The organism is Methylobacterium sp. Leaf123 (assembly GCF_001423405.1).
Taxonomy (GTDB): domain Bacteria; phylum Pseudomonadota; class Alphaproteobacteria; order Rhizobiales; family Beijerinckiaceae; genus Methylobacterium.
The window spans coordinates 180,957-202,862 of sequence record NZ_LMNS01000037.1 but is presented as its reverse complement, the minus strand read 5'-3'; the positions used below and the strand labels follow the sequence as shown (position 1 = coordinate 202,862).

Genomic DNA, 21,906 nt, shown 5'->3' with positions numbered 1-21,906 from the left:
CCCGGAGGCGACCCTCGCCTCGGCCCAGGCCTTCCTCTACGCCGCCGCCGTCATGATCCTCGTCCGAAGGCTCGGGCGAGCATCATGACTTATCGGACGGACTCTCAGACCTCAGGACGCTGAGCCAGAGCGCCCGCTCGCGGCCTCTGCTACAAATCCACAACCACAATCCAACTACAAAGCACCGCATCGGTGCCAAGCTAAGTCATTGTGATTGCTGGTAAAAACTGAATGGCGGAGAGGGGGGGACTGTACCCCAACTCAGCTTTTCCCTAGGGAAACGGGGCTCGCGGCGCCCGTTTCCGAGTTTCATGTGTACCACCATCGTGTGCACCCCGCCAAGGCCTGAACCAGCCGGTTAAGCGATGATCAGCCTGAGGCCGCGATCGTTGTGGCGGGGTCGGCTGCTGACTGTCCATCGCAGTTTGCCGGGCATGAGAACACGGAGGAGAGGCATAAAGGGCGCGGCAGACGATGCGAACGCGCGGTATGCTGCCACGGACCGGATAGCCTGTTGCAATCTCTCTCGGCCACCTTTGGGCCGACCTCGCAACAGAGGCTTCGGGACGCGCCGACGCCCCTCCCGCTCAGGGGGGCGAATCGCTAGACTGGAGTCCAATCGACGCCGTACGGAGGAGCCATGCTGAGCGTTCCGGATCACGTCCTACGGCAAGTATGCCAAGACGTACAAAATGGTACTGCCGTCGAGAGGCTCTGTGAATGGTGGAACTCCGAACGAGCTTCGTCGCACGGCCCCGCCGATCTCGTCACTGTCTACATCCGTCGCGGCGAAGCCTGGCGCAGCCTATGTCACGACGACAACTTTTCACGCACACCTTGGGAAATCGAGCAGTGCGCCGATTGCGCCCGAGCCGGTATCGCCATACTTGAATTCAGACGCCTCGCCACTGATGGCGACATTGACTTGTCCTTAAACTTACGGGGTGAGTGCATCGAGTCGGCTCCAGCGTCTGTCGGGCTTTTCCAAAAATGGTCAAGACAAATGGTGGCGGAACTCGCCGTAATCGTCGCAGACGATCTCAATCCGCATCCCTTTCGAGAAAACAGGCAAGGCGAGCGTCGGTCACTTGAAACGACATGAGGTCATTGTCGAGCGTCGATGCCACGAAGTAGATGATGATCCTGTTTCTGGAACCTTCCTGGAACAGTTGAAGAGCTCGCATACTTGCTCGCACCGCTTCATTTGCGAAACCTCTCTGCCTTCGCTCGGGCCAATCGGTGATATTAAAGCGGGCGACGTACTTGCGATCCGTATAATACCGGCCTGTTTCAGTGATTGCCCAACGACCAGGAAATAAGCATATGTCGATGTGATCTTCACCGAAGAAGTGACCGTCTCGCGCAATCTCCGTCCACCACACCTTGTACGGCCTCCGCCTAGGCACGGAGCAGCTTCTCAGTTCCTCGATACATGTCCCGTACGTTGTTTCGGTACAGCCGGGGATATCGAGCGCAAAAGCCTCCCCTTCTTTGCCACATAGAAGGTGAAAGGAGGCGATACGGTGCAACGCGCTTGCGACGACATCCCGCGCCCGGTCGGGCTCCTCTCTATCGGCGGCGGCGCCTCCCAACTCTCTCAGGGTGGCGTGGCGTCTGCCATTGTCTCCCGCGGGTGCATGATCTCCAATAAGTCGCAAGCGATTTGGCGCGTCCGCCGCGTGTACTCCCCTACGATGACGGCGAGCGCGTCCCGCGTCGGGTTCGTCCCCGCCACAGTCTGGACCGTGAGGGTCCTCCGATCGAAAGTATGCCGCCCTCTGGTAGATCCGCTTTCCGTCGGCGGCGACAGGATACAGGGCGACATCACAACCGAGACATTCCCATGGGCCTTCGAACAGTCCTTCCTCCAGCGCGAGCTCGCCAGCTGCGTGGGTCGTTCCCAGTCTACGGTTGTATGCGAAATTGGGCATCCTGGGCCTGGGTGTCGCTCATTCGTGAGACCCCAAGACAGCACATGGCCGGAAAAGTCGAATCGACGCCCCCGCGCCCGCCGGCCGCTTGGATGGGGTGCGGGTCGCTGAACGAACCGGCCCAGACGCCTTTCTCCGGCCAAACCCACGCCTGCCAATGCGGCAGCGCGGGAACGCCCCGCTTGAGAGCCCTGGGCTGGGGTCGTGCGGCGGCATGTCGCCCACACCATCATCATGTTTCGGCGGCGACAGCCCGATCTATACCCCTTTGAATGGAGCTGCCAAGCTATGCCCGGATGGCAGGACTGATCGATTCGAAAGCCCTGTGCGTAAGGACGACGATCGTTGCATGGCCGGTTCAAAACGGTTTGGAAGGCGATACACTCACTTCCAATCGTCGCAAGCTCACTTCCACGACGATTCGAAACACTTCCACGGGGCGATCGTGAGCGACAACAGCCTGGATTTCACGGCGATCCGCGGCGTTCAGGCCGGGACGGCATACTACGTCATCATGGTGCCGCTGAAGGTGGTTCCGACCCTGTTCAAGTTCGACGATGAGTCGATGCCGAGCGAGCTCCGCGCACAGCGAACCTTGAACCGGGCACGCGTGCCGGAGATTGCCAGCTACATCACCCGCAACCCGACCGAGTACATCCTGTCCGCCCTGTGCGCGTCGGTCGATGGCGAGATCGCCTTCGAACCCGCTTCCGCCGAGGGGCACCTACGCGGCGTGGGACGGCTGCGGATCTCGATGAGCGCTACCATCCTGATTAACGATGGCCAGCATCGTCGCGCTGCGATCGAGGAGGCCCTGCGTGAGCGTCCGCTCATCGGGGACGAGACCATTTCCGTCGTCGTGTTTGCCGACCGGGGGTTGCAGCGTTGCCAGCAGATGTTCGCCGACCTTAACATTCATGCCGTTCGGCCCACCCGGTCGATCAAGCTTCTCTATGACCACCGTAACGCCCTCGCAGGCTTGGCGCGGCACGTCGTCGATTCAGTCCCCCTGTTCCGCGACTTCACGTGCATGAACAGTTCCAGCATCTCCAACAGGTCGTTGAAGCTGTTCACCCTCAGCAGCATCCATCAAGCGACCGCAGAGGTTGTCGGTAAGACCCGAAAGGGATCGATCGACGACGACGATCGGAGCCTCGCCATCTGTTTCTGGACGGCGGTTATCGACAACATGCCCGACTGGAAGCGCGTCGGCACGCGCGAGGTTTCCTCGGCAGAATTGCGCCGGGACTACGTCCACGCCCACGGTGTGGCCATGCAGGCGATCGCGGCCAGCGGCAACCGGCTGCTGGCCGAGCACCGCGAAGGCTGGGAGGGGCGTCTCCGGGGGCTGCGCACGATCGATTGGTCCCGTGCGAATCGGAAGCTCTGGGACGGGCGCGCGCTCGTGGCCGGCAAGGTCAATCGGTCCCGGACGAACGTCGTGCTTGTCGGCAATGTCATCTCGAAGGCCCTCGGCGTTCCGCTGTCGGCCGAGGCGCGGCGTATCGAAGACCTTTACGCGCCGTCCAACGGTTATCGGATAGCGAGCTGAGATGTCCTCGAACCTCACGCTGAGCAAGGCTGCGCTCGCCGCGCGCCTCGACGAGATCCGGTCCGTCTACTTGGCGGACGCACGCCCCTGGGTGATCGGATTTTCTGGCGGCAAGGACTCGACCTGCACCCTCCAAATGGTGTGGACGGCGCTCCTAGGCCTACCAGCCGACCAGCGGCGCAAGCCCGTCTACGTCATCAGTTCCGACACGCTCGTCGAGACGCCGGTGATCTCGAAGTACATCGACGAGACATTGGAGCGCATCGCGAACGCGGCCGTTCGGCAATCCTTGCCGGTGACCACGCACAAGGTCTCCCCCGAGATCGATCGCAGCTTCTGGGTCAACCTGATCGGTCGGGGCTACCCGGCCCCCTCCCGTCGTTTTCGGTGGTGCACCGAGCGGCTTAAGATTGAGCCCGCCAACGCATTCATCCGCAAGCGCGTCGCCGAGTTCGGCGAGGTGATCATGGTGCTGGGCGTCCGCACGGGCGAGAGTGCGACGCGTGCGCAGGTTATGAGCCTACACCGGATCAAGAACAGTCCCCTGTCCCGGCATTCGTCCCTCTTGAATGCGTTCGTCTACGCTCCCATCGAGTCTCTCACTACGGACGACGTCTGGGCCTATCTGCTGCAGAACGCCTCTCCCTGGGGCAACGACAACCGGCAATTGTCGCAGATGTACCGCAACGCGTCCGGCGGCGAGTGCCCGCTCGTCGTTGACACCACCACGCCCTCGTGCGGCAACTCCCGCTTCGGCTGCTGGGTGTGCACCGTGGTCCAGCGCGACAAGTCCATGGAGGCCATGATCGACGCCGGCGAGGAGTGGATGCAGCCACTCCTCGACTTCCGCGACCTCCTGGCGGAGACCCAGGCCCCGGAGAAAAAGCTCCTGTACCGGGACTTCAAGCGCAGGTCTGGGCAGGTGACGTTCATCAACGACACCGACCGCCCGACGCCTGGCCCCTACAAGCTGGATTTCTGCAAGAACCTCCTCGAACGGCTCCTGCGGACGCAGCTGGAGTTGCAGGCGGCCGCCCCTCCCGGGGAGGAAACGGTCCTGATCCACGATGCCGAGCTCCATGAGATCCGGAGGTTGTGGCGGACGGAGCGGGGGGACTGGGCCGATAGCGTGCCCTCAATCGTGACGCGCGTGCTCGGCCGGGGCCTCGAATGGGTCGCCGAAGACGAGGTGGCCCTCGGCGCCGAGGCGGGGGCGCTCCTGGAGGAGGTCTGCGGCGAGCACGGCGTGCCGGTTGACCTCGTGATGCAGCTCCTCGACGTTGAGCGGGCGTCCCACGGCCTGAAGCGCCGCACGGCCGTGCACGCGCGCATCGAGGAGGTGTTCCGTCGCGAATGGCGCCCCCTCGACGAGGTCGTCGAGGAGCGCCGGCGTAATCTCGTCGCGGCGGGGATCCCGCCTATCACCCCGGGCAAGCCGGAGCGCGAGGACCACGCCCCGATGCTGCCGTTCGAGACGGCACAGGATACCGCGTCATGATGCTGCGTACGGTCAGGCTGCACGATTTCGGCCTCTACGCCGGGGAGAACGTCATCGACCTGACCCCTCGCCGGGCAGACGGGCAAGGCGCGCCCATCGTCCTGATCGGGGGGTGCAACGGCGCGGGCAAGACGACGTTCCTAGAGGCGGTCCGCCTCGCGCTGTACGGGCGGCGTGCGCTCGGGACGCGGGTTTCGCAGAGCGACTACGAGGAGTACCTCGCCGGCCGTATCCATCGTGGCCACGGGGCCACCTCCGCGCGGGTCGAAATCGAGTTCGACTACGCCGAGGCGGGCGTGGTTCACCGCTACCACGTCGGGCGCGGTTGGGTGGTCCGCGGGAGGTCGCTCACGGAGCACCTGCAGATCGAGAAGGACGGTGGGCCGGTCTCGTCCGTGCCGCGCGAGGAGTGGCACCAGTTCCTTCAGGAGCTCGTGCCGCCGGGCGTCTCGCAGCTTTTTTTCTTCGACGGCGAGAAGATCCAGGAGATCGCCGAGGCGGACGACTACGACGACGGCCAGCTCGCCGAGGCCGTGCGGGGCCTCCTTGGCATCGAGCTCGTCGGCCGGTTACGCGAGGACCTTGGGCTCCTCGTCGCGCGGCACGGTCGGACCGGGGCGAGCGACGCCATCTCAAGACTCCAAACTTGCGACCGGGAGATCGCCGAGGTCGGCGCCAAGGCCTCGGTCCTGGCCGAGGAAGTGGCCGAGCTGACGACCGCCAGGGACTCCCAAGGCCGGGCGGCGGAGCGGATCCGCATCCGCTTCGTCTCCGAAGGCGGCGACGAGGCGGCTCGCCGCGCACAGATCGAGAGCCAACGCGACGAGGCGAGGCGTCAGGTCGCCGATTGTGAGCACAGGCTGAAGGCCATGGCCAACGGCCTGCTGCCCTTCGCCATGGCGCCCCGTCTCGTCGACGCGTTCGCCCGCGCCTTGGCGGACGCCGGCTCGGGGACGGATCGTGGGCCGGCGGCCCGCGCGCTGGCGACCGCGCTCGCGACCTGGCGGGAGGCGGAGGCGCCGGAGCGCGGGGCGAAGTGGGGCGCCGGGCACTGGACGGACCTGGACGCGTTCCTCGCGGCGTGGGCCGGCGGGGACGGCGGCGATGCAGCGGCCGCCTTCAAGGAAGTGGGGGACGGGAGGGCGGCCTTGGACCGCCTGAAGGAGGTCGATGCGCTCGCCCGGCCCCGTGCCTGCGCTTTGGCGGGCGAGATGGAGGCGGCATCCGAGCGGCTGGCGGACGCGGAACGGGCGCTGGCCCGCGCCGATAACGCGGCGGCCGGCCTGCTCCTGGAGGAGCTCGGGCTGGCCGAGCAGAAGGTCGGCGCGACCGAGGCACAGCTGCGGACCCGTAGATCCGAACTCGATCTCGCCCGGGGGCGCCTCGCCTCGCTCGCGCGCGAGCGGAAGGGCATCCTCGACGCAGACATGGAGGGGGGGAAGGCGGCCGACAGGGCGGAACTGGCCGCGCGGACGGCCAAAGCCCTAGCCGTCTACGAGGAACGTCTCCTCCAGCAAAAGCTGGCCCGGTTGGAGCGAGAGTTCACCGGTTGCTTCAACCGCCTGGCGCGCAAGAAGAGCCTCGTCGCCGCCGTGCGGATCAATCCGGCCACGTTCGCGGCGACCCTCGTGGACGCGACCGGCCTGCAGATTCCCAAAAGCCAGCTCTCGGCGGGCGAGAAGCAGATCTACGCCATCGCCATGCTTTGGGCCCTCGCGCGAACCAGTGGCCGCCCCCTGCCCATGATCGTCGATACGCCCCTCGGCCGCCTCGACAGCGAGCACCGGCGCAACCTCGTGCGCCACTACTTCCCCGAGGCGAGCCACCAGGTGGTCCTGCTGTCGACCGACACCGAGGTTGACGGGAAGCTCGCGCGTGAACTCTCGGGCTCCGTGTCCCACACCTACACGCTGGAGTACGACGAGGGCAGGACACGGGCCGTGCCGGGCTTCTTCGGCCACGATTCGGACGCGGGAGGCGACCGTGCATTACAGCAAGCTTAGGATCTCCGGGGAAGCGGCTTCCAAGCTCAGGGCCTTGCGCCAGCGTACGGGCCTCACGCCGAACCTCCTCTGCCGCGCAGCCCTGATGCTGTCCCTCGAACAGGGATCGGTGCGCGACGTCCCGACCCCGGACGAGGATGGCTCGGAATTCAACGCCTACACCCTGACCGGGGAGTACGGTGCTCTGTTCGCCGGCATGCTGAGGTTCGTCGAGGAGGGAATCGTTCCCGGACGCGAACTCGACGACGGCGCCCTCCTGGGGCTCCTGCGCGCCCACATCCACCGTGGGGTGGGAACCCTGTCCGTCCGGGTCAAGTCGCCCCTTGACGTCCTGAGGCTCGTGCCGGAGGCGATCGCGTGAGGATCGTCGTCGACGGTAGGGAGCGCGTTTACCTCGACCACAACGCCACGACCCCGGTCGACCCCAAGGTCGCCGTCGCCATGGCGCCGTACGTTACCGAGACCTTCGGCAACCCATCGAGCGTCGAGACCACCGAGGGGTCGATCGCCGCCGCGGCCGTAGAGCGCGCGAGAGAGCGGGTGGCGGCGGCGATCGGCGCCCGGCCGAACGAGATCGTCTTCACCGGCAGCTGCACGGAGGCCAACAACCTGGCGATCCTCGGCGTGGCCAAGGCGGCGGTCGATAAGCGACACTTGGTGACGACGCAGACCGAGCACGCGGCCGTACTGGGACCGGTAAGGGCGCTTGAGCGCGAGGGATGGCGGGTCGATGTCCTGGACGTCGACGAGCGCGGCTTCGTCTCGCCGGACGCGGTGGTCGCGGCGATCCGGCCGGACACCGCCCTCGTCTCGATCATGGCTGCCAACAACGAGGTCGGGACCCTTCAACCCATCCGCCGCATCGGCGCGATCTGCGCGGAACGCGGCGTGACCTTCCACAGCGACCTAGCGCAGGTCGCAGCCTACGCGGCGCTCGACATCGAGCGGGACGGCATCCATCTCGCGAGCCTGTCTGCGCACAAGGCCTACGGGCCCAAGGGGATCGGCGCCCTCTACGTCAGGTCCCGCCGTCCCCGCGTGAGGATCGCCCCGATCATGTACGGCGGCGGCCAGGAGCGCGGGCTTCGCCCGGGCACGCTGCCCACCGCGCTCATCGTCGGCATGGGCGAGGCCTTCAGGCTTGCGGCCGAGACCCGCGTGGCCGAGGCTGAACGCTTGAGGGGGCTTGGCCAGGTCCTCGTCCGGCGGCTGCGCGCCGAGCTCGACGGCGTCATGGTCAATGGCCCCGAGACGGATCGCCTCCCGAGCAACGTCTCCCTATCGATCGCGGGGGTCGATCCCTACGCGCTGATGCGGCAGGTGGGAGATCGCCTCACGTTCTCCGCGTCGAGCGCCTGCGGCAGCACGCGGGTCGAGACCTCCCACGTCCTTGTCGGCATGTTCGGCGACGGCGCACGGGCCCGGGCCGCATTCAGGCTGTCGCCGGGCCGCTTCACGGTCGAGGCGGACATCCACCTCGCCGTCGACGCCATCGTTGACGCCGTGGGTGCGCTCCGAGACACCAGCCACGCCGTCTGAGGGGCCATCGGCGTGCCCCCCTCGGGGGGCTCGGAGCCTCACTCGGCCGCGGTCGCGGTCATGGGCGCCAGCCGGGTCATGAACAGGTTCTGCGCCTTCTCGTAGAGCGTCTCGTAGACCGAGGCGTTCTTGCCGACGGCGGCCGGGTTGTTCCTCAGCTTCTGGTACTCGTCGAAGAGCCTTCCAACGAGCTCGTGGCCGTACGCGTCGAAGAACTCGCCAGGCGGCGACCGCCACGACGCCGTCCCGCCCTCGAACGACAACAGGCAGCGATGCGCAGCCAACAACGGGAAGATTAAACCTTTATCGTAACGATACTCGCACATGACGCCGGTGAAAGGCAGCTCCTCTGGGCGAGGTTCGACGCCCTTCCTCTTGCCGAGCCCGTAGCCCTTCTTATTGTCGCGCTTATTGTACTCCGCATACGCCTTATCGAAGTTGCAGTTCACGTGGTCGTGGAATTCCACGATATCTTCGAGCACCGGGGAAAGGGCCATGAAGCCCGCTTGCATACGGTCGTCGAGCAGCCGCTTGTCTGCCGTGCCCTTGCTCGAAAAGGCCGCCGTCGGCGCCCGCCTGCGGTTCGAGCCCTCGAAGCTGGGATGGAAGAGGGTGAGGAGGCTGATCAGGTCTAGCACGGACACGGAACGGCCGGAGTTCTCCTCCCAGCCGATGCGGTTCCGAAGCGGACCGCCGTGACGATCGACCGTGTCCTTCAACCAGTCGAAGCCACCGCGGAAGTCGGCGAGCGACCATTCCTTGACCTGGACGCTCCTGTTCCGGCCTTGCACGAGCTTGCCGATCCGTTCGTGATCGGTCAGGCCGACCACGACGTCGAGGTTGAAACGGGCCTTCGCGAGGGCCGCCCCGAGCTTCTCCTCGCCCGGGACCCCGACAAGGGCCAACAGCTTCTCGATCACCGCGTTCGTGGTCGCGCCGTCGGCCAAACCATGCAGCTTCGAGTCCGTCAGGCGGATGGTAAGCATCGACGTCTTGGGATTGAAGTCGACCTTCTCGGCGAGGAGGAACCCCCCGCGATTGGCGAGCCAGAAATCCTCCGGGCTGTCGCGGAGCGTCCGCTCGATGTCGCCCGCGATCTTGCCGTTCAGGCTCTCGGGCTTGTGGGACCGCGGATTGACGTCGTCTGGGACCTGGCCGGCGGGCCAGTGCGCGACCACCGGGCTGATGCGGTAGATCTCGTACCTGCCTCGCGCATCCCCAACCTCAATCCGCTTGAAGTCGTCCTTCGCGTGGGGGAACGTGAGGGTGATGGGCTCGTTAAAGATCATGACCATGCGTCTCCGTCCTCAATTACGGGTCGAGGCGCTCGGTCCTGCCCATGCAGTCCCCCATCGGACCCCGCGAGGGGGTCCGGACGGCGGCTCCCACAGCCGTGAAAGCGACACGATTTCTTGAATCATCTGGGGCGTCAAGGCGATTCGTGCCTCGATACCTAAAGATGCCATGGGCGGTTATCGCGTACCATTCCCAAAGGGGATCGATCCCCGGCCACTCCCGCCGGCGCCGCATTGGGTACCGACGGGATGGGCATGCCGGCGAGGGTGCGACGGCTAGGCGGCGAGGCGCTTTCGGAACCGCTCCAGCCGCTTGCGGAAGGCCGCACGGCCCGTGGGGTCGACGGCCGTATCCCCGCCGCGGGCGAGCCGGACGATCAGCGCGACCTCGGACGGCTTCGCGATGCGTAGGATCCGCCCCAGCTCGATCCGGGCGTGGAGAGCGGCAGTCGGCACGACGTCAGCGTGAACGCGGACCTGGTCGTGCAGGACGTGCGCCTCGCGCTGCAACAGGGAGCGACGACGGCGCTCATTGCGCTCAATCGCTGCGCGGACCCTGGTGACCTCCTCCGATCGGGGGAGGCCCGCGGCTCGCCCGTCGGTCGTCAGGAGAGCGTCCAGGGCCTTCTCGTAACCGGCGGCGCGATCGTCGGCGCGGTGATGCACGTGGAGGCGACGCTGGAGGCGAACGTACTCCGTCCACCGAACATCATCGGTATGCATGGTCGTATTCCTCGATCTGTCCGAGAGCCGCTGTGGCTGTCGGTAGGGGATCGACACGGTCGCGACGGTGGCGGTGGGTCCGTATTGGAAACGGCGGGACGTTGTGCCCGATCGGTTCCGCGCGGTCGCCGCCGTCGTTCGCGTGTCGAAAACAGGTTACGCCCGAAGCGGGTTAAAGGTCCAGGCGCCGCTTAGGATTCAGTGCGTCAGCTGGATGCGGAACGCCTCGCTCCACTTGCGCCGGAGCGTGTCGAACAGCTTGGCGGCATCGGGGCTCTCCCGTCCCAGGACGCTTTGCGCCCGGGCGAGGGAGAACAGCATCAGTTCCAGGACGACGCTGGGACCGTTGGGCGCGGGCGAGGCCACGGGCTCGCCCGTCTCGCCGTCGCCCGTTTCCGGCGTGGCGACCCGCATCAGCGGCTCGTACAGCTCGGCGTAGAACGGGTGCGCGGTGTTGATCGTAAGGATGATGCGCCCGAACTTGTTCTCGACGTGGTAGAACGGCCAATACTCGTCGTGCCGGTAGCCGATGAGGTACTTCGACTGCTTGACGCGCTCGAACGCCGCCTCGTCGGCCTCGCCCTCGCGCTTCAGGACGACGGCGAGCCCCCGCAGGTTCTCGTCCATCTGCTGGCGCTGGGTCTCGGTGAGCTCTGCGTCCAGCGCGTCCGGCTGGAACGCGTCCGCCTCCGTCGCCCGCGTCTCGCTGGCGCTCGGGACGTCCGGCCGCTTCGCGATCGACCGTTTGGTCTGCACCCGCTTGATCTCCTCGCGGACACTGCTGACGTCGTCGCCGATCTCCTTGACGATGGCGTCGACCACGTAGCTCTTGAGGCGGACCCCCTGCTTGTTCGCCGCGACGCCGAACGCCTCGTCGAGCTCGCCGGTGAAGTCGACCTCGATCCGGAACCAGTTGGCGTCGCCGTGACGACGCACGATCTCGGAAAGGAAGCCGGCGAAAACCTCGCGGTCGTTGCGCAGCACCGAGATGTTATGGCCGCTGAACACGCCAAGGTCATTCTTCTGCACCTTACGGGGCAGGTCGGACCACTCCTCGATCGGCAGCGCGAACAGCTTGACCGTGATCTCGACCGGCTTGTGCGCACCGCCGCGCTCGATCGCGATCTTCTTGGCGGCGACCAGCCGGCTGGTGCGGGTCTTGAGCCCGTCGATCGCCGCGTGGCGGGCGTTCGGCATGGAGAAGGTCGGGTCGATCGCCTCGACGGGACGGTTGTTCACCCAGAGTTTCAAGCCCCCGGCGATGTGCCGTCGATAGACGCGAGCCATCTCCTTCACGCAGTGCTCGACGAGCGTCTTCGCGGTGGCGTAGCTGAGCCGGTCGCAGTCCGGCATGTAGATGATCGTCCCGGACGGCCCCACCGCTTCGCCCGCGTCATCGGTGTCCCCGAGTAGGTCTTGCTCGGAACGGTTCTTGGGGAAGCCCATCGGCTGGACGAAGAACTCCCCGACCTCTGCGGGCAGCTCGGCCATGAACTCCGGATCCGGCAGGGTGATAAGGTTGGCTTTGTCCCGTCCGATCGCGTTGGTGTCGAGGATCATCCGATAGAAGGCGCGGCGCTCCTGCCACGAGTAGATCTCGACGGCGGGGGTGAGCGACAGCGCGGCCGTCTTCATACCCATGCCGAAGCGCCCGATACCCTCGCGGCTGCCGTACGACATGGACCCGCCGAAGGAGGTCGCGACCTGCAGCACGGCGGGCGCCATGCCGGGGCCGTCATCGTAGACGAGGACGTCTGTCTGTTGGGCGCCGCGCCTGCCCGCCTGCCGGAAGTAGATCCGAACCTCGGATGCGCCCGCCCCGATAGAGTTGTCGACGTGCTCGCAGAGCGCGGACGTCGTGCTGTCGTACCCCACGTCACGCAGCGACTGAACGAAGGTTTGCCCAAGGAAGAGGGGCACCGCCGCGGAATCCTTGAGCACCCGCGTCAGGACGGCGCGACCGCCACGCGGCGCATCCGGCGCCCAGCGAGGGGCGAAACGTTCCGGTTCTACGGCCGGATCCGAGGGGGGGGTGAACGTCGAAGTGTCAGTCATGTCGGTTCCTCCAGGCTCTGTGACGTCCGCTGTTGGACGTCGGCGAGGGCATCGCCCTCGCAACACAGGACGTGGCATTCGCGGGACGTGACATCCGTCTGTCGAAAAGAATGGATCAGACCATTCTGCGGCACACGCACCTGACGATGGAGGCGAGATGTGTCGACCCTGGGCAACACGATGCGCTCGCCGTGCGCATCCTGAGGTAGCACATCTCGACACAAAAGCGTGGCCGTGGCAGGCAAATGCACAGGCCCCGGCACGATAACCGTTCGACCGCGGCGGCCGTTCGTCTGATCGACGATCTGGGAGGCAGGGTGTGACTGGGCACTACAGGGGAAGCGGGCTTCCCGGCTTGGGGCGGGAGATCTTGCGGCGGAGCTGCGAACCCTGGCAAAGTTCCACGTTCTGCTTGGGTTTTCTTCTAAACGTGCTGTTCGGAGGATGGGCCATCTGGCTCGAATTGTTGCTGTATGCCAATGATCAGCCGAAGCACGATGCCGAAAGCATTCACGCTGCCCTTGTCACATTTTTCCCTGCCGTTACCGGAGTGACTTTTGTGCAGGTCGTTCTCGAACACCGCGGCGAGACACGGCTGACGATCTCAGCTTTGCTGCTTTTATGCATTATAATTGCCTCCTCGACTGTGCTGACCTTAGGTGCAATGCGGGTCGACACGTTACGCTTTGCGATGCTCGCTGGTCTGTTCGGTTTCACGATGTGGTTCTGGGTCATCGCCAACGCTGATGCACGAATTTTCTTCGAAAACGTCGATAGCGCTGTCGGCGGTAATCCGAACGCCAAGTTGAGCGGCGACCCGAGCGCAGGGGTGCATTGAGATGACGTCCGTTGGATTTCCGCTCACATTCAAGGCGCTGCAAGTGAAGCAGCCGCTCGGAATCTTCTACGTAGCCGTGATCCCGGCATGCGTCCTGTTGGAGGCTTGCTATAGCCATGCCGCACACGCCGAGGTGTTCGGGGATGGGTACCGGCTCGAAGGGAATCAGCGTTTCACGCAGGACAAGCGGCTCTCACAGATCGCCGACTACATCGCGCGGTCGGATACGGCATTTCCGAATGCCTTGATCCTTGCAGTCGACCCGGTCGATGATGGGGAGGATCCCGAGGAAGAACGGCAAATGGCTCCAACCGATGGTTGGCAGATCGGACAGGACCCTAATGGGGACTGGACAATCCGTATTCCGGCCAAAGGGAGGATGGCTGCGGTCGTTGATGGCCAACATCGTCTGTTCGCCTTCGCGAAGGAGGCTGCTGCGCCGCATCGCGACATGCCCCTCCTGTGCTCGATTTACTTCGATTTGCCGAAGCCCTTCCAAGCACAATTGTTCGCCACCATCAACTCGACGCAGAAACGCGTCGACAAGAGCCTGACCTACGAGCTGTTCGGGTACAACGTGTCCGACGAAGCGCCGGAGAGTTGGACACCGGAGAAGTTGGCAGTGTTTCTAGCGCGCCGCTTCAATGTGCAGGACAATTCCCCCCTCAATGGTCGCATAATGGTTGCGCCGAAACGGGGGCCTGACCTGGACCAGCTCACGCGCGGCGTAGGCTGGCATGTCTCGACCGCCGTCGTGGTCGAAGGACTGATGCGGCTGTACTCCTCTAATCCCAAGCGTGATGCGAACGCCATTCTCGCATCTTTTACCAAAAAGCGTCGCGTTCTTTCTAAAGGAGCAATAGACAGGTCACCTATGCGCTCATACTATTTAAATTCTGACGATTTTTCAATATACAATACAACGCTGTATTTTCTTGATGCTTGTCAGGACATTTTTTGGAGCCGAGCAAACGACAGATCATTCATTACTAAGACGGTTGGACTCCAAGCTTTGTTCGATGTGCTGCGCAAATTAGTTTCGCAGAGGGACTTTGCGATACCAAAATCAAAAGTCTATTTCGTCGAAATATTAAGTCCGGCAGAAGATCTCGATTTTTCGAAGGATGAATTTCGAAGTGCTTCTGGCAGCGGCAGAAGCGCGATACGCAACGCGATCTTGACGGCCTTAGCTTTATGAGCACGCTGTTCTAGTTTAGATGGGAAGAAGTAATTCGCCTTGTACGGCGTGATAAATAGCGGCGTAGTGCCGCGCTGCAGGCGAGGTCGCCTACGTCTACGTCCCCGCCTGCAACGTGTCCGCTCCGGGGATGCCGCTTAATCGTGGCACGTTCCGCCAAGCTCTGTCATGTGACCACGGAGGAAGCGGGCGTGGTGGTCTACGGGGGAGCCGAGCCGCGGCGCGCCTTTCAGACGAGCGGGAGCCGTGGAGGTAAGCTTCTCCGCGAGAGGCTGCCATCCGAAACCTGACGGTACGGATGCACCGACAGCATGACAGCTTGCTTTGGGAATATCGGGTCGAGCACCAGTGAGACAGCAAGCTGTCATGCTGGTGCTGTCGCGTCGTACCGTTCGCAGTCCGTGCGGTGACGCGGCTTTAACGGTAAGCCTGCGAGACAGCTTGCTGTCGGTGCAGCGGGCTGGACGGCATGCCTCGGTCGAGCAGCAATACGAGTTCGGAGCCGGCGCCAGCCAGCAAGCGGAAGGTGATGATCTACATCCCGCCCGATGTGCACCGGGCGATGGAGCAGGCCACACTCGACGGTGGGTACCGCTTCACCAGCGACGCCTACACCGAGGCAGCCGAGAGCTTCCTTGCGGCCCGAGGCATTTCGGTTGCGGCCCGGAAGGTCTCCGAAGCAGCATCACCGACCAAGCCTGCGCCGTCGATCGCGGACTTGGTCGTGGCGATTGATGGCCTGGGTAGGCGCGTGGAGGAAGTGGCGGAGCGAGATGCAAGAACTCGACCCAGTGCACAGCAACCGGCAGGCACCCGGGCGGCGGAGGCGATGCAGGCGGTTCTCAGCGCCTTGAGGGAGGCAGGGGGCGACGGCCTTTCCGGTCACGAGATGTCGAAGGTGGTTCAGGGGCGCGGCATCAGATCGGGGGCCGAGGAGGCCGCCAAGGCCGTCCTGCGGGCTGCCGGATTGGTCCGCTGCGAGGGACGCCGCTGGTATCTGGAAGGCTCTGCGCGAGCCGGCTAAGGTACCGGTCGGAGCACATGGAAACGGCCAAAAAACTTCCCGGAGGTTTCCCGGAGGTTAGCCCTCTCTCAAAGGGACGGGACCGCATCGGAACGGATCGGGTTGAACCGGGATCGGTGGAAATCAATGGGTTAGAACCAGCCGGTTTCTAGCCCGACAACCCGGAACGCGTAGGGTGGAGGGCCAGGGCCCGACGGTTTCCCGACGGTTTCCTGACAATCGCCCTACACGGGAGGGCGCTGCTGGCGCCCCCCGGCCCGGCTAGGCCGGGGCCAGCAGCCACTGCACGATGGCCAGCAGGAACCCGCTCAGGCCGACGGTCAGCGCGTACCGGGCCACCGTGGCCCCGGCCAGCCAGCACAGCGCCGTGACGTAAGTCCCGCCCACGACCGTGGGCCGCATGAACAGCAGCCACCACACCCGCGCACGGTCGACGAAGGTTGGCTCGCCCTCCAGGCTGGTGCACTCCATGTATGACATGAACGCCCGCCAGTGCCGTTCCGGCGCCGCCCTCCGCCGCAGCACGTCGGGCGCGCGCACCCATTCCAGCAGGATCATCTGTTCCCGTCGCCGGAACCCCTCCGAGCCTGCCGGGCGCAGGCCGACCATCACCACGCCGCTGTCCATGCGCTGGTAGAACAGGCACGCGCCGTGCTCGGCCAGGAATCGTTCCTGCAACCGGGGCTCTCGCCCCTCGCGCGAGACGAATTCCTCAACCGCCTCGATAGGACGGTTGCCGTAGAACACCTCGACGAGACGCCGGTCCAGGCCGCCCATCGCGCCGCCGGGCGTCACGCGGAGCGAGTACACGGCATCGAAGAACCCGTTCCTCGGGTCGTCGGCAGCAAGACGCTCGAACGTGGCGCGGGCGTGGTCCTTGAAGAACTCGAAGTCCTTCGTCCGGACCTTGCGCCGGGACGGCCTCGCCATGCGCTCACGGACCGCATCGACCCGTCCGGCGTCCCTGTCCGGCCCCGCCCTGGTCATCGCATGCCCCCCGGGCGAAATCCCCACACCCGCCGACCGGGGGAACGACTATGGCCCGGTCGACGATGGCGGTCCAGGCGGCCGCGCCAGACATCTGCCTTACGCGGTCCTCGACACGTGTCCCCATGGTAGTCCGACGTCGTCACGACGGAGACGGGCATGATCGACAAGAGCCGCATTCCGGCCACGGGCGCCGGGTTCGTGGTCGCACTGCAGGGCCGCCTGTTCGTGCCCCTATCCGGCGCCCGGGCGACCAAGCAGGGTTTCCCGAAGCCACACCTGGACCAATTCTCAGCCGTCGCAGGCGTGTCGCCCTACCTGGTGAACATGTGGGCGTTCGACGGTTCGGTCCGGTGCCGCGCCTCGTCAATGGCATCCCGGGGTCTTCAGGCCGTCCCGACCGGGATTGGCGCCTGTTCCGGGATGCCATCGAGGAATTCAGGACGCGGGACGCCCGAAGGTACGCCTGGCTACTCGACGACGTGGACCGGGTCGTGCAGGCCTACGTCCTCTCGCGGCCCGATCGGTTCACGCCGTCGCCACGAGGACCGGCCATTCACAGGGCACGGGTTAGAGGCGACCGCGTTGGGCCGGTGCTGGCCGACACGCGACGCTCGACCATGTGCATGACGTCGCCATGCGGCGAAGACCGGAGCCGGGGCAGCCCTAACCCGTCAAGCGGCAGGGCGCCGCGTAGCCTTCTCGTCCAGCGGTTCCGGCAGATAGCCGTACTTGGCTAAGATCTGGTCGTCCCCGATGCCGAGCTCCCGCATGGCGTTCGCGCCGACACGGTGCGACATGGCGTTCTTCGTCACCGGGCGCCTCTTCATCGCATCAACGTCGCCGCTTGCGGCGTCCACCATGCCAAAGCCGAGCGCCTTCGCCCTAAGATCGTCGCGCGTCCTGATCTCGCTCATCTCTCGTTCCTCGCGATGCATTCGAAAAACAGGCTCTTGGAAGCTGAATCCTCCAAGTCGAGCACACCATACCACCGCTGGTCGGTATCGGCCAGCAAGGCCCTCGCCAACGTGACCCTTCGGATCGTCCCGTCAGCCCCTCGGCTCTTCACCAGCAGATCCTCGTCAAGAAGCGCGAAGATCGCCCGTGGTTCGGTGGCCGACAGAACCGGCTCCAACCGCTGACGGATATCCGGGGGCACCTGTGAGCCAAGCTCAAGCAGCTTGTCCTCCATCTTGGCTTGTATGACAGGCCAGTATTCGAGCAGCGGTATGAAGCCGTAGCTCGGCCACGCGTAGGGCCCTCCTTCGAGATATGCCTCGACGGTCATGACAGTCATGCCAAGAGCGCCGGCGAGGTCGTAGGTGTTGGCCATCACGGCGGCGCTTATACCCTGACCTTGGTACTCCGGCTTGACGTTGACTAGGTCGATCTCGATGTGGCGGTCTTGCACCTCCCTCTTCGGGACCTGGGTTACATGGAACGAATGGCCGGCCATGTAGACACAGTAGGAATCAACTGAGCCCTCGATCGATACTTGGACGAAGTTGCGGGCATCGGACATGTCGCAACGATAGAACGTGACCTTTTCGTCAAATTTCAAGTCGCGCAGAAGGATGTCCGCGACTGCCTGCGGGGTGAGTTTGTGAGGTTGGAGAAAATGTCGGTCCCACCAATCGATGAACTCCTCCGTGACAGGGATGGTCACGCTCATCGTCTCGCTGTCCCGAAACATGTCGCGGTCTGCGACCGGTATGGAACCTGATGGAATGTTGGCCATGCGTCGACTCGGGTAGCGCTTCAGGGTACCAGGCTCGCTCAAGCGGGGGCATACCACCATGGATGCTCCCGCCTTCTTCAGCGACATTCACGCCTCGGGCTCCGGGCACGCAGCCTTATTGCGTCCCGGCACGTCCGCCGGTCCCCCGGCGCACGGAGAGGTCGAGGCCCGCGACGCGTTTCCGGACATCCTCTGCCGCCCGGACACGCTCGCGTTTCCGCCGCTCGGTCTGCGTTGGGTGCTCGCGCGGCGGCAGGCCGCGCGGGACCGCCACCTCGATGGTCGAGGGGACTGCGATGGCGAAGGAGTGCGCCGCCTTGACCCCGTGCGACCACGCCAATGCGTCGGCCGCCGCGTCCTGCCCTTCGAGGGTCCACTGGCCGTAGATCTTCACCGCCGTCTGCACCGACATGCCAAGGAGATCGGCCGCCGCCCGAACGTCGACGCGGGCGATCCGCAGCCAGGTCGCCGCCGTGTGCCGCAGCGTGTGCCGCACCACCTCCGCGTCGAGGCCGGCGTCGGCGACGACCGCCTCCCAGATCCAGACCGGGGTCGAGGCGTAGGGTTCCCCGTCCGGTCGGGGCACCACGGCCGCGATTCCGGCCGCAAGATCCGAGTTCCGCCAACGCCCGAGCGTCGACGCGACCTTGAGGGCGATCCGCGAGCTCATCCGCGGCTTGCCCTTGCTCGGGTCCAGCCCGAACCCGCGCCGATGGATGAAGCGGCCTTCCACGTCGATGCAGCCACCATCCGCCGAGCATTCCCAGCGCAGGTCTCGGATCGCCTCGTCGCGGGTGCCGGTGTACAGGCCGATCATGAGGTAGCGCCGTAACGGCTTCCGGTTGGCGATGGTCTGCGGATCACGGTAGACGTAACGCGTGAGCACCCTCCCGCGCGAGCCGAAGATTCGCTCGCGCTTCCAGTCGCCGCTCTCGCTGTCCCAGATGCGGCCGCGGATGGCCCAGTACATCCGAGCCACCTCTGACCGACGCAGCCAGCGCGTCCGCCCGTTGCCGGGTTCAGGCACCTTGACGTCGGGATGCCACGCGAGGGCATGCTCGCCGGCGTAGAGCTTCACGGCCTTGCGGAGGAAGCGGATGTCCTCCCTCGCGCTCGCCGGGCTGGCGTTCGGCACATCGGGATCGTCTTTTCGGTAGCGGGCATCGCGCTGGCTCGACCGCCACTCGATGTACGCGTGGCATCGGGACGTAGTGAGGTCCTTGAGCGTGTCCCCCGCGAAGAAGGTCGCCAGCGAGGCAAGGCGCCGCGCCAGCTTGCGATACTTCTTCCACCGCTTAGCCACTGCTTTGGCCGCGTTGGAGCGCAGGGACGTCTTGCGCGGGACCGGAGGTTCGCCCAGCGGCCGGGCGGCATCGAGGAGGTAATTGACCGTCGCCGCGACGGGCACCATCCGTGGGGCGATGATGCCCCGCTCCCGCGCCTCCTTCTGCAGCTTGTACAGGTCGAGCGCCCTATCGGCCTTCTTCCGCTCCGCCAGGGGCTGACGCGTAGACTCCTCGTGCCTACCGTCCCGGATGTACCACGTGAACCTCGTGGGATCCGTCTTGGAACGGCGCGTGATCAGATGCGGTCCATCTGAGGCCGGCCCACGCTTGCAGTCCGGTTCCGGGATCGCCGCCGCTGAGGTCATCAGTGCGACGCGCACGTCATCCTCGGCACGCGCGAACGCGTCCCGTTGCATTTTCTCTCGCCTCATCGTACTCTGGCCTACCTGTGCTGGCACGCATGCCGGTGCTACGAATGGCGGATGCGGGGCGGTCTACCGCCAAGTTGAAACGCCCTGTGTCCGCCGCTTACTGCCCCGAGCCACCGTTGGTGGCAGTCGCGACAGATCTTTTGGCAGCGCGTCTCGAACGCGCGCGCCCTCCGCCGAGCCTCTGAGCCTCGGCGATCTTCATCTGCAGTGTCGAAGTCGTTGCCGTCTCGTCCTGCTTCGATTGCTTAAGCTTCCCCCCGATCTCATCGAGGCCCATCCGGCGGATCGCCATCGGTGTCGTGAAGAACTTGCCCGCTACCTTGGTGATCGCGAGGCTGCCGTCGCGGCCCGCGGTCCTGAGGGTATTCGTGGTGATCGGGCCTGCCGGCCAGAACAGCGCGGCGGCCTCGGGTAGGGTCAGCAGTTCGTCATCGGTCCACTCCTCCGGTCTGGGCCGGTCGGCGATCCGCGGGGGAACCCGGGTCGACCGCTTGGCCGGCTGGCTCGCGCAAGCCAACCCGGTTTTCGTCGAGGAGTCTAGGGCCAGGGATTGGGGCTCGACTTGCGGTGGGCATGACGGGGTCGCGTCGGGAATGCTTTTGTCCCGGTCGAAACAAGGATCGGACAATCGATCCTTGCCCTTCTCTTCCATGGAATGCCGACAAGTTCCTGCGAATGCTTCGGAAATATCCATCCGACTTCCCTCGCCGGCTGCGGCATCCTCGTTCGTCTCGGCTGGCTGCTCGTAGGGAGGGAAGGGTTTCTGACAGGTCGGCAAAGAGATCGTTGGCAAAGGATCCCCCCAAGGATCAGAGCCTCTTTCCCCTGCGACATTTTTGACCAGTTCTGGGCGATACCAAGCCTGGGCTCGGCCGCTGAGATTGGCGTCGACTTGCTGAAAATCGTCGGAATCGGGCCGTCGGGCGTTCACCAGACCGGGGCCTGGCCGAACGCCGCCATCCGATTCCGCCACTTGCCGTGCAGCCATCGCGACCGCCTTCGTATCTCCTGCGGCCCTCAGCTGTGTCACCGGGTCCACGGGCGGGAGCCCTGGTGACGCCGCCCGCGGCGGCGGCATCTGGACGGCGTCACTTGTGACGACGGCCATGGCTGGCTCTCTCGCCCGCCCCCTCTCCACCGGCTCGCGGCTGGCAAACTGCGACTTGTCATGCGCTGGCCGTGACGGCCCAGCGGCCTTTGCCGCCGGGCCTTTCGAGAGCCCCTCGCGTGACTTGGCTCCCGACGTACGTCCGCCATCCCTGGAACGAGCGGGCCGCCCCAGTCCGAGTATTTTTAAGAATTGTGCAAACAACGTCACTCTCCGCGCTGGTTGAGTGCCGATTGTTGCCGTTCGCTTCGGTATCGCCAAATCCGGGACGGCGGCTCGCGATGCTCCGCTTCGATACAAGCCATGGCTGTTGCAACATTCTCGTCCCATCCGCGCGCCGTCAGCACCCAAACCTAAGCGAATCGGTCGTTGTATCAGGGACTTGGACCAAACAAGCGGCTTCATTCGCCTGATCGAGCCGATTCGCACGGCTTGTGACCTCCCGCGTGGATTGCAGGCGCGGTGCGGTCCGGACCAAGGCGGATCAGCATTACCTTAGGTTGCATTTTTGGACAGGAGAAATCCGAGATCTGTCAATATGGTCATGCAACTTTCCTGAATATTACTCTGGTGCTTCATTCTCCCGCGAAATTTGTCATCCGGCGCTGTGCACACACTTGTCATGCGGAAAGCTTTGTCTAAAATTTTACTGGTCGTTCTGCGGCGTCACCGAGAGGTGACCGTACCGGCTCCGGTGCCG

General features: G+C 64.9%; 17 protein-coding genes and 1 pseudogene. 9 read left to right on the top strand and 9 right to left on the bottom strand.

Features of this window, described 5'->3' with window-relative positions; genetic code table 11:
• Window positions 1-88, top strand: a pseudogene (locus tag ASF53_RS25960) (IS5/IS1182 family transposase); the annotation flags it as partial.
• Between the two features lie 952 nt (window positions 89-1,040).
• Here the strand turns inward: ASF53_RS25960 and ASF53_RS25955 are convergent.
• Window positions 1,041-1,382 carry a hypothetical protein gene (locus tag ASF53_RS25955; RefSeq protein WP_156635693.1) on the bottom strand — a complete coding sequence of 114 codons (342 nt, stop codon included), beginning with the start codon at window positions 1,380-1,382 and terminating at the stop codon, window positions 1,041-1,043.
• A gap of 994 nt (window positions 1,383-2,376) precedes the next feature.
• Here ASF53_RS25955 and dndB point away from each other — a divergent pair.
• Genes dndB through ASF53_RS19615 form a run of 5 tightly spaced genes read left to right on the top strand, consistent with a single transcriptional unit; the run spans window position 2,377 to window position 8,523 of the window.
• Complete coding sequence (gene dndB, locus ASF53_RS19635; protein WP_056202544.1) at window positions 2,377-3,483, top strand: DNA sulfur modification protein DndB; 1,107 nt, start codon at window positions 2,377-2,379, stop codon at window positions 3,481-3,483.
• A gap of 1 nt (window position 3,484) precedes the next feature.
• A complete protein-coding gene (gene dndC / locus ASF53_RS19630) occupies window positions 3,485-4,981 on the top strand; it encodes a DNA phosphorothioation system sulfurtransferase DndC (RefSeq protein WP_082482857.1) in 1,497 nt (498 codons plus the stop codon).
• On the top strand, window positions 4,978-6,984 hold the full coding sequence (dndD, locus tag ASF53_RS19625; RefSeq protein WP_056202542.1) for a DNA sulfur modification protein DndD: 2,007 nt from the start codon (window positions 4,978-4,980) through the stop codon (window positions 6,982-6,984). Before dndC ends, dndD begins: the two co-directional genes overlap by 4 nt.
• 34 nt (window positions 6,985-7,018) lie before the next feature.
• Window positions 7,019-7,345 (top strand): DNA sulfur modification protein DndE, encoded by a 327-nt coding sequence (dndE, locus tag ASF53_RS19620; RefSeq protein ID WP_286134564.1) that lies wholly within the window; start codon window positions 7,019-7,021, stop codon window positions 7,343-7,345.
• Window positions 7,342-8,523, top strand: a complete 1,182-nt coding sequence (locus ASF53_RS19615; protein WP_286134563.1) for a cysteine desulfurase family protein — start codon at window positions 7,342-7,344, stop codon at window positions 8,521-8,523. Before dndE ends, ASF53_RS19615 begins: the two co-directional genes overlap by 4 nt.
• A gap of 38 nt (window positions 8,524-8,561) precedes the next feature.
• Here the strand turns inward: ASF53_RS19615 and ASF53_RS19610 are convergent, their stop codons facing one another.
• The 3 genes from ASF53_RS19610 to ASF53_RS19600 all read right to left on the bottom strand — a co-directional run bounded on the left by ASF53_RS19610 (window position 8,562) and on the right by ASF53_RS19600 (window position 12,674).
• The gene (locus ASF53_RS19610) at window positions 8,562-9,818 is read right to left on the bottom strand and encodes an AIPR family protein (protein ID WP_056202537.1); all 1,257 of its coding nucleotides are present in this window, start codon (window positions 9,816-9,818) and stop codon (window positions 8,562-8,564) included.
• 276 nt (window positions 9,819-10,094) lie between these two features.
• Window positions 10,095-10,541, bottom strand: a complete 447-nt coding sequence (locus tag ASF53_RS19605; protein ID WP_056202532.1) for a hypothetical protein — start codon at window positions 10,539-10,541, stop codon at window positions 10,095-10,097.
• 198 nt (window positions 10,542-10,739) lie between these two features.
• Window positions 10,740-12,674: an ATP-binding protein gene (locus ASF53_RS19600; RefSeq protein WP_286134560.1), complete on the bottom strand. Its 1,935-nt coding sequence runs from the start codon at window positions 12,672-12,674 to the stop codon at window positions 10,740-10,742.
• Between the two features lie 241 nt (window positions 12,675-12,915).
• Here ASF53_RS19600 and ASF53_RS19595 point away from each other — a divergent pair, with 241 nt between their 5' ends.
• The 3 genes from ASF53_RS19595 (at window position 12,916) to ASF53_RS19590 (ending at window position 15,656) form a co-directional block, all read left to right on the top strand.
• Window positions 12,916-13,434, top strand: coding sequence for a hypothetical protein (locus ASF53_RS19595; RefSeq protein WP_156635691.1), 519 nt, complete (start codon window positions 12,916-12,918; stop codon window positions 13,432-13,434).
• A 1-nt stretch (window position 13,435) separates the two neighbouring features.
• Window positions 13,436-14,632, top strand: a complete 1,197-nt coding sequence (locus tag ASF53_RS25290) for a DGQHR domain-containing protein (RefSeq protein WP_082482853.1) — start codon at window positions 13,436-13,438, stop codon at window positions 14,630-14,632.
• A gap of 529 nt (window positions 14,633-15,161) precedes the next feature.
• A complete protein-coding gene (locus tag ASF53_RS19590; protein WP_056202526.1) occupies window positions 15,162-15,656 on the top strand; it encodes a hypothetical protein in 495 nt (164 codons plus the stop codon).
• Between the two features lie 261 nt (window positions 15,657-15,917).
• On the opposite strand, the gene ASF53_RS19585 is transcribed toward ASF53_RS19590, so the two are convergent.
• The 5 genes from ASF53_RS19585 to ASF53_RS25950 all read right to left on the bottom strand — a co-directional run bounded on the left by ASF53_RS19585 (window position 15,918) and on the right by ASF53_RS25950 (window position 21,206).
• Window positions 15,918-16,586 carry a hypothetical protein gene (locus ASF53_RS19585; protein WP_056202523.1) on the bottom strand — a complete coding sequence of 223 codons (669 nt, stop codon included), beginning with the start codon at window positions 16,584-16,586 and terminating at the stop codon, window positions 15,918-15,920.
• 731 nt (window positions 16,587-17,317) lie between these two features.
• Complete coding sequence (locus tag ASF53_RS19580; protein ID WP_056202520.1) at window positions 17,318-17,560, bottom strand: hypothetical protein; 243 nt, start codon at window positions 17,558-17,560, stop codon at window positions 17,318-17,320.
• Entirely contained in the window at window positions 17,557-18,468 is a 912-nt protein-coding gene (locus tag ASF53_RS19575) for a GNAT family N-acetyltransferase (RefSeq protein WP_156635689.1), read from the bottom strand. Before ASF53_RS19575 ends, ASF53_RS19580 begins: the two co-directional genes overlap by 4 nt.
• Before the next feature lie 28 nt (window positions 18,469-18,496).
• On the bottom strand, window positions 18,497-20,083 hold the full coding sequence (locus ASF53_RS19570) for a tyrosine-type recombinase/integrase (RefSeq protein ID WP_056202514.1): 1,587 nt from the start codon (window positions 20,081-20,083) through the stop codon (window positions 18,497-18,499).
• A gap of 112 nt (window positions 20,084-20,195) precedes the next feature.
• Window positions 20,196-21,206, bottom strand: coding sequence for a hypothetical protein (locus ASF53_RS25950; protein ID WP_156635687.1), 1,011 nt, complete (start codon window positions 21,204-21,206; stop codon window positions 20,196-20,198).
• Window positions 21,207-21,906 lie beyond the last annotated feature (700 nt).

Excerpts from the sequence above, each read along its gene's own strand:
- dndC (WP_082482857.1), top strand. The coding sequence starts at position 3,485 with ATGTCCTCGAACCTCACGCTGAGCAAGGCTGCGCTCGCCGCGCGCCTC.
- ASF53_RS19580 (WP_056202520.1), bottom strand. The coding sequence starts at position 17,560 with ATGAGCGAGATCAGGACGCGCGACGATCTTAGGGCGAAGGCGCTCGGC.
- ASF53_RS25290 (WP_082482853.1), top strand. The coding sequence starts at position 13,436 with ATGACGTCCGTTGGATTTCCGCTCACATTCAAGGCGCTGCAAGTGAAG.
- ASF53_RS19570 (WP_056202514.1), bottom strand. The coding sequence starts at position 20,083 with ATGCAACGGGACGCGTTCGCGCGTGCCGAGGATGACGTGCGCGTCGCA.
- ASF53_RS19600 (WP_286134560.1), bottom strand. The coding sequence starts at position 12,674 with ATGCCACGTCCTGTGTTGCGAGGGCGATGCCCTCGCCGACGTCCAACA.
- dndD (WP_056202542.1), top strand. The coding sequence starts at position 4,978 with ATGATGCTGCGTACGGTCAGGCTGCACGATTTCGGCCTCTACGCCGGG.
- ASF53_RS25950 (WP_156635687.1), bottom strand. The coding sequence starts at position 21,206 with ATGGCCGTCGTCACAAGTGACGCCGTCCAGATGCCGCCGCCGCGGGCG.
- ASF53_RS19575 (WP_156635689.1), bottom strand. The coding sequence starts at position 18,468 with ATGTCGCTGAAGAAGGCGGGAGCATCCATGGTGGTATGCCCCCGCTTG.
- ASF53_RS19610 (WP_056202537.1), bottom strand. The coding sequence starts at position 9,818 with ATGGTCATGATCTTTAACGAGCCCATCACCCTCACGTTCCCCCACGCG.
- ASF53_RS19605 (WP_056202532.1), bottom strand. The coding sequence starts at position 10,541 with ATGCATACCGATGATGTTCGGTGGACGGAGTACGTTCGCCTCCAGCGT.
- ASF53_RS19590 (WP_056202526.1), top strand. The coding sequence starts at position 15,162 with ATGATCTACATCCCGCCCGATGTGCACCGGGCGATGGAGCAGGCCACA.
- ASF53_RS19585 (WP_056202523.1), bottom strand. The coding sequence starts at position 16,586 with ATGGCGAGGCCGTCCCGGCGCAAGGTCCGGACGAAGGACTTCGAGTTC.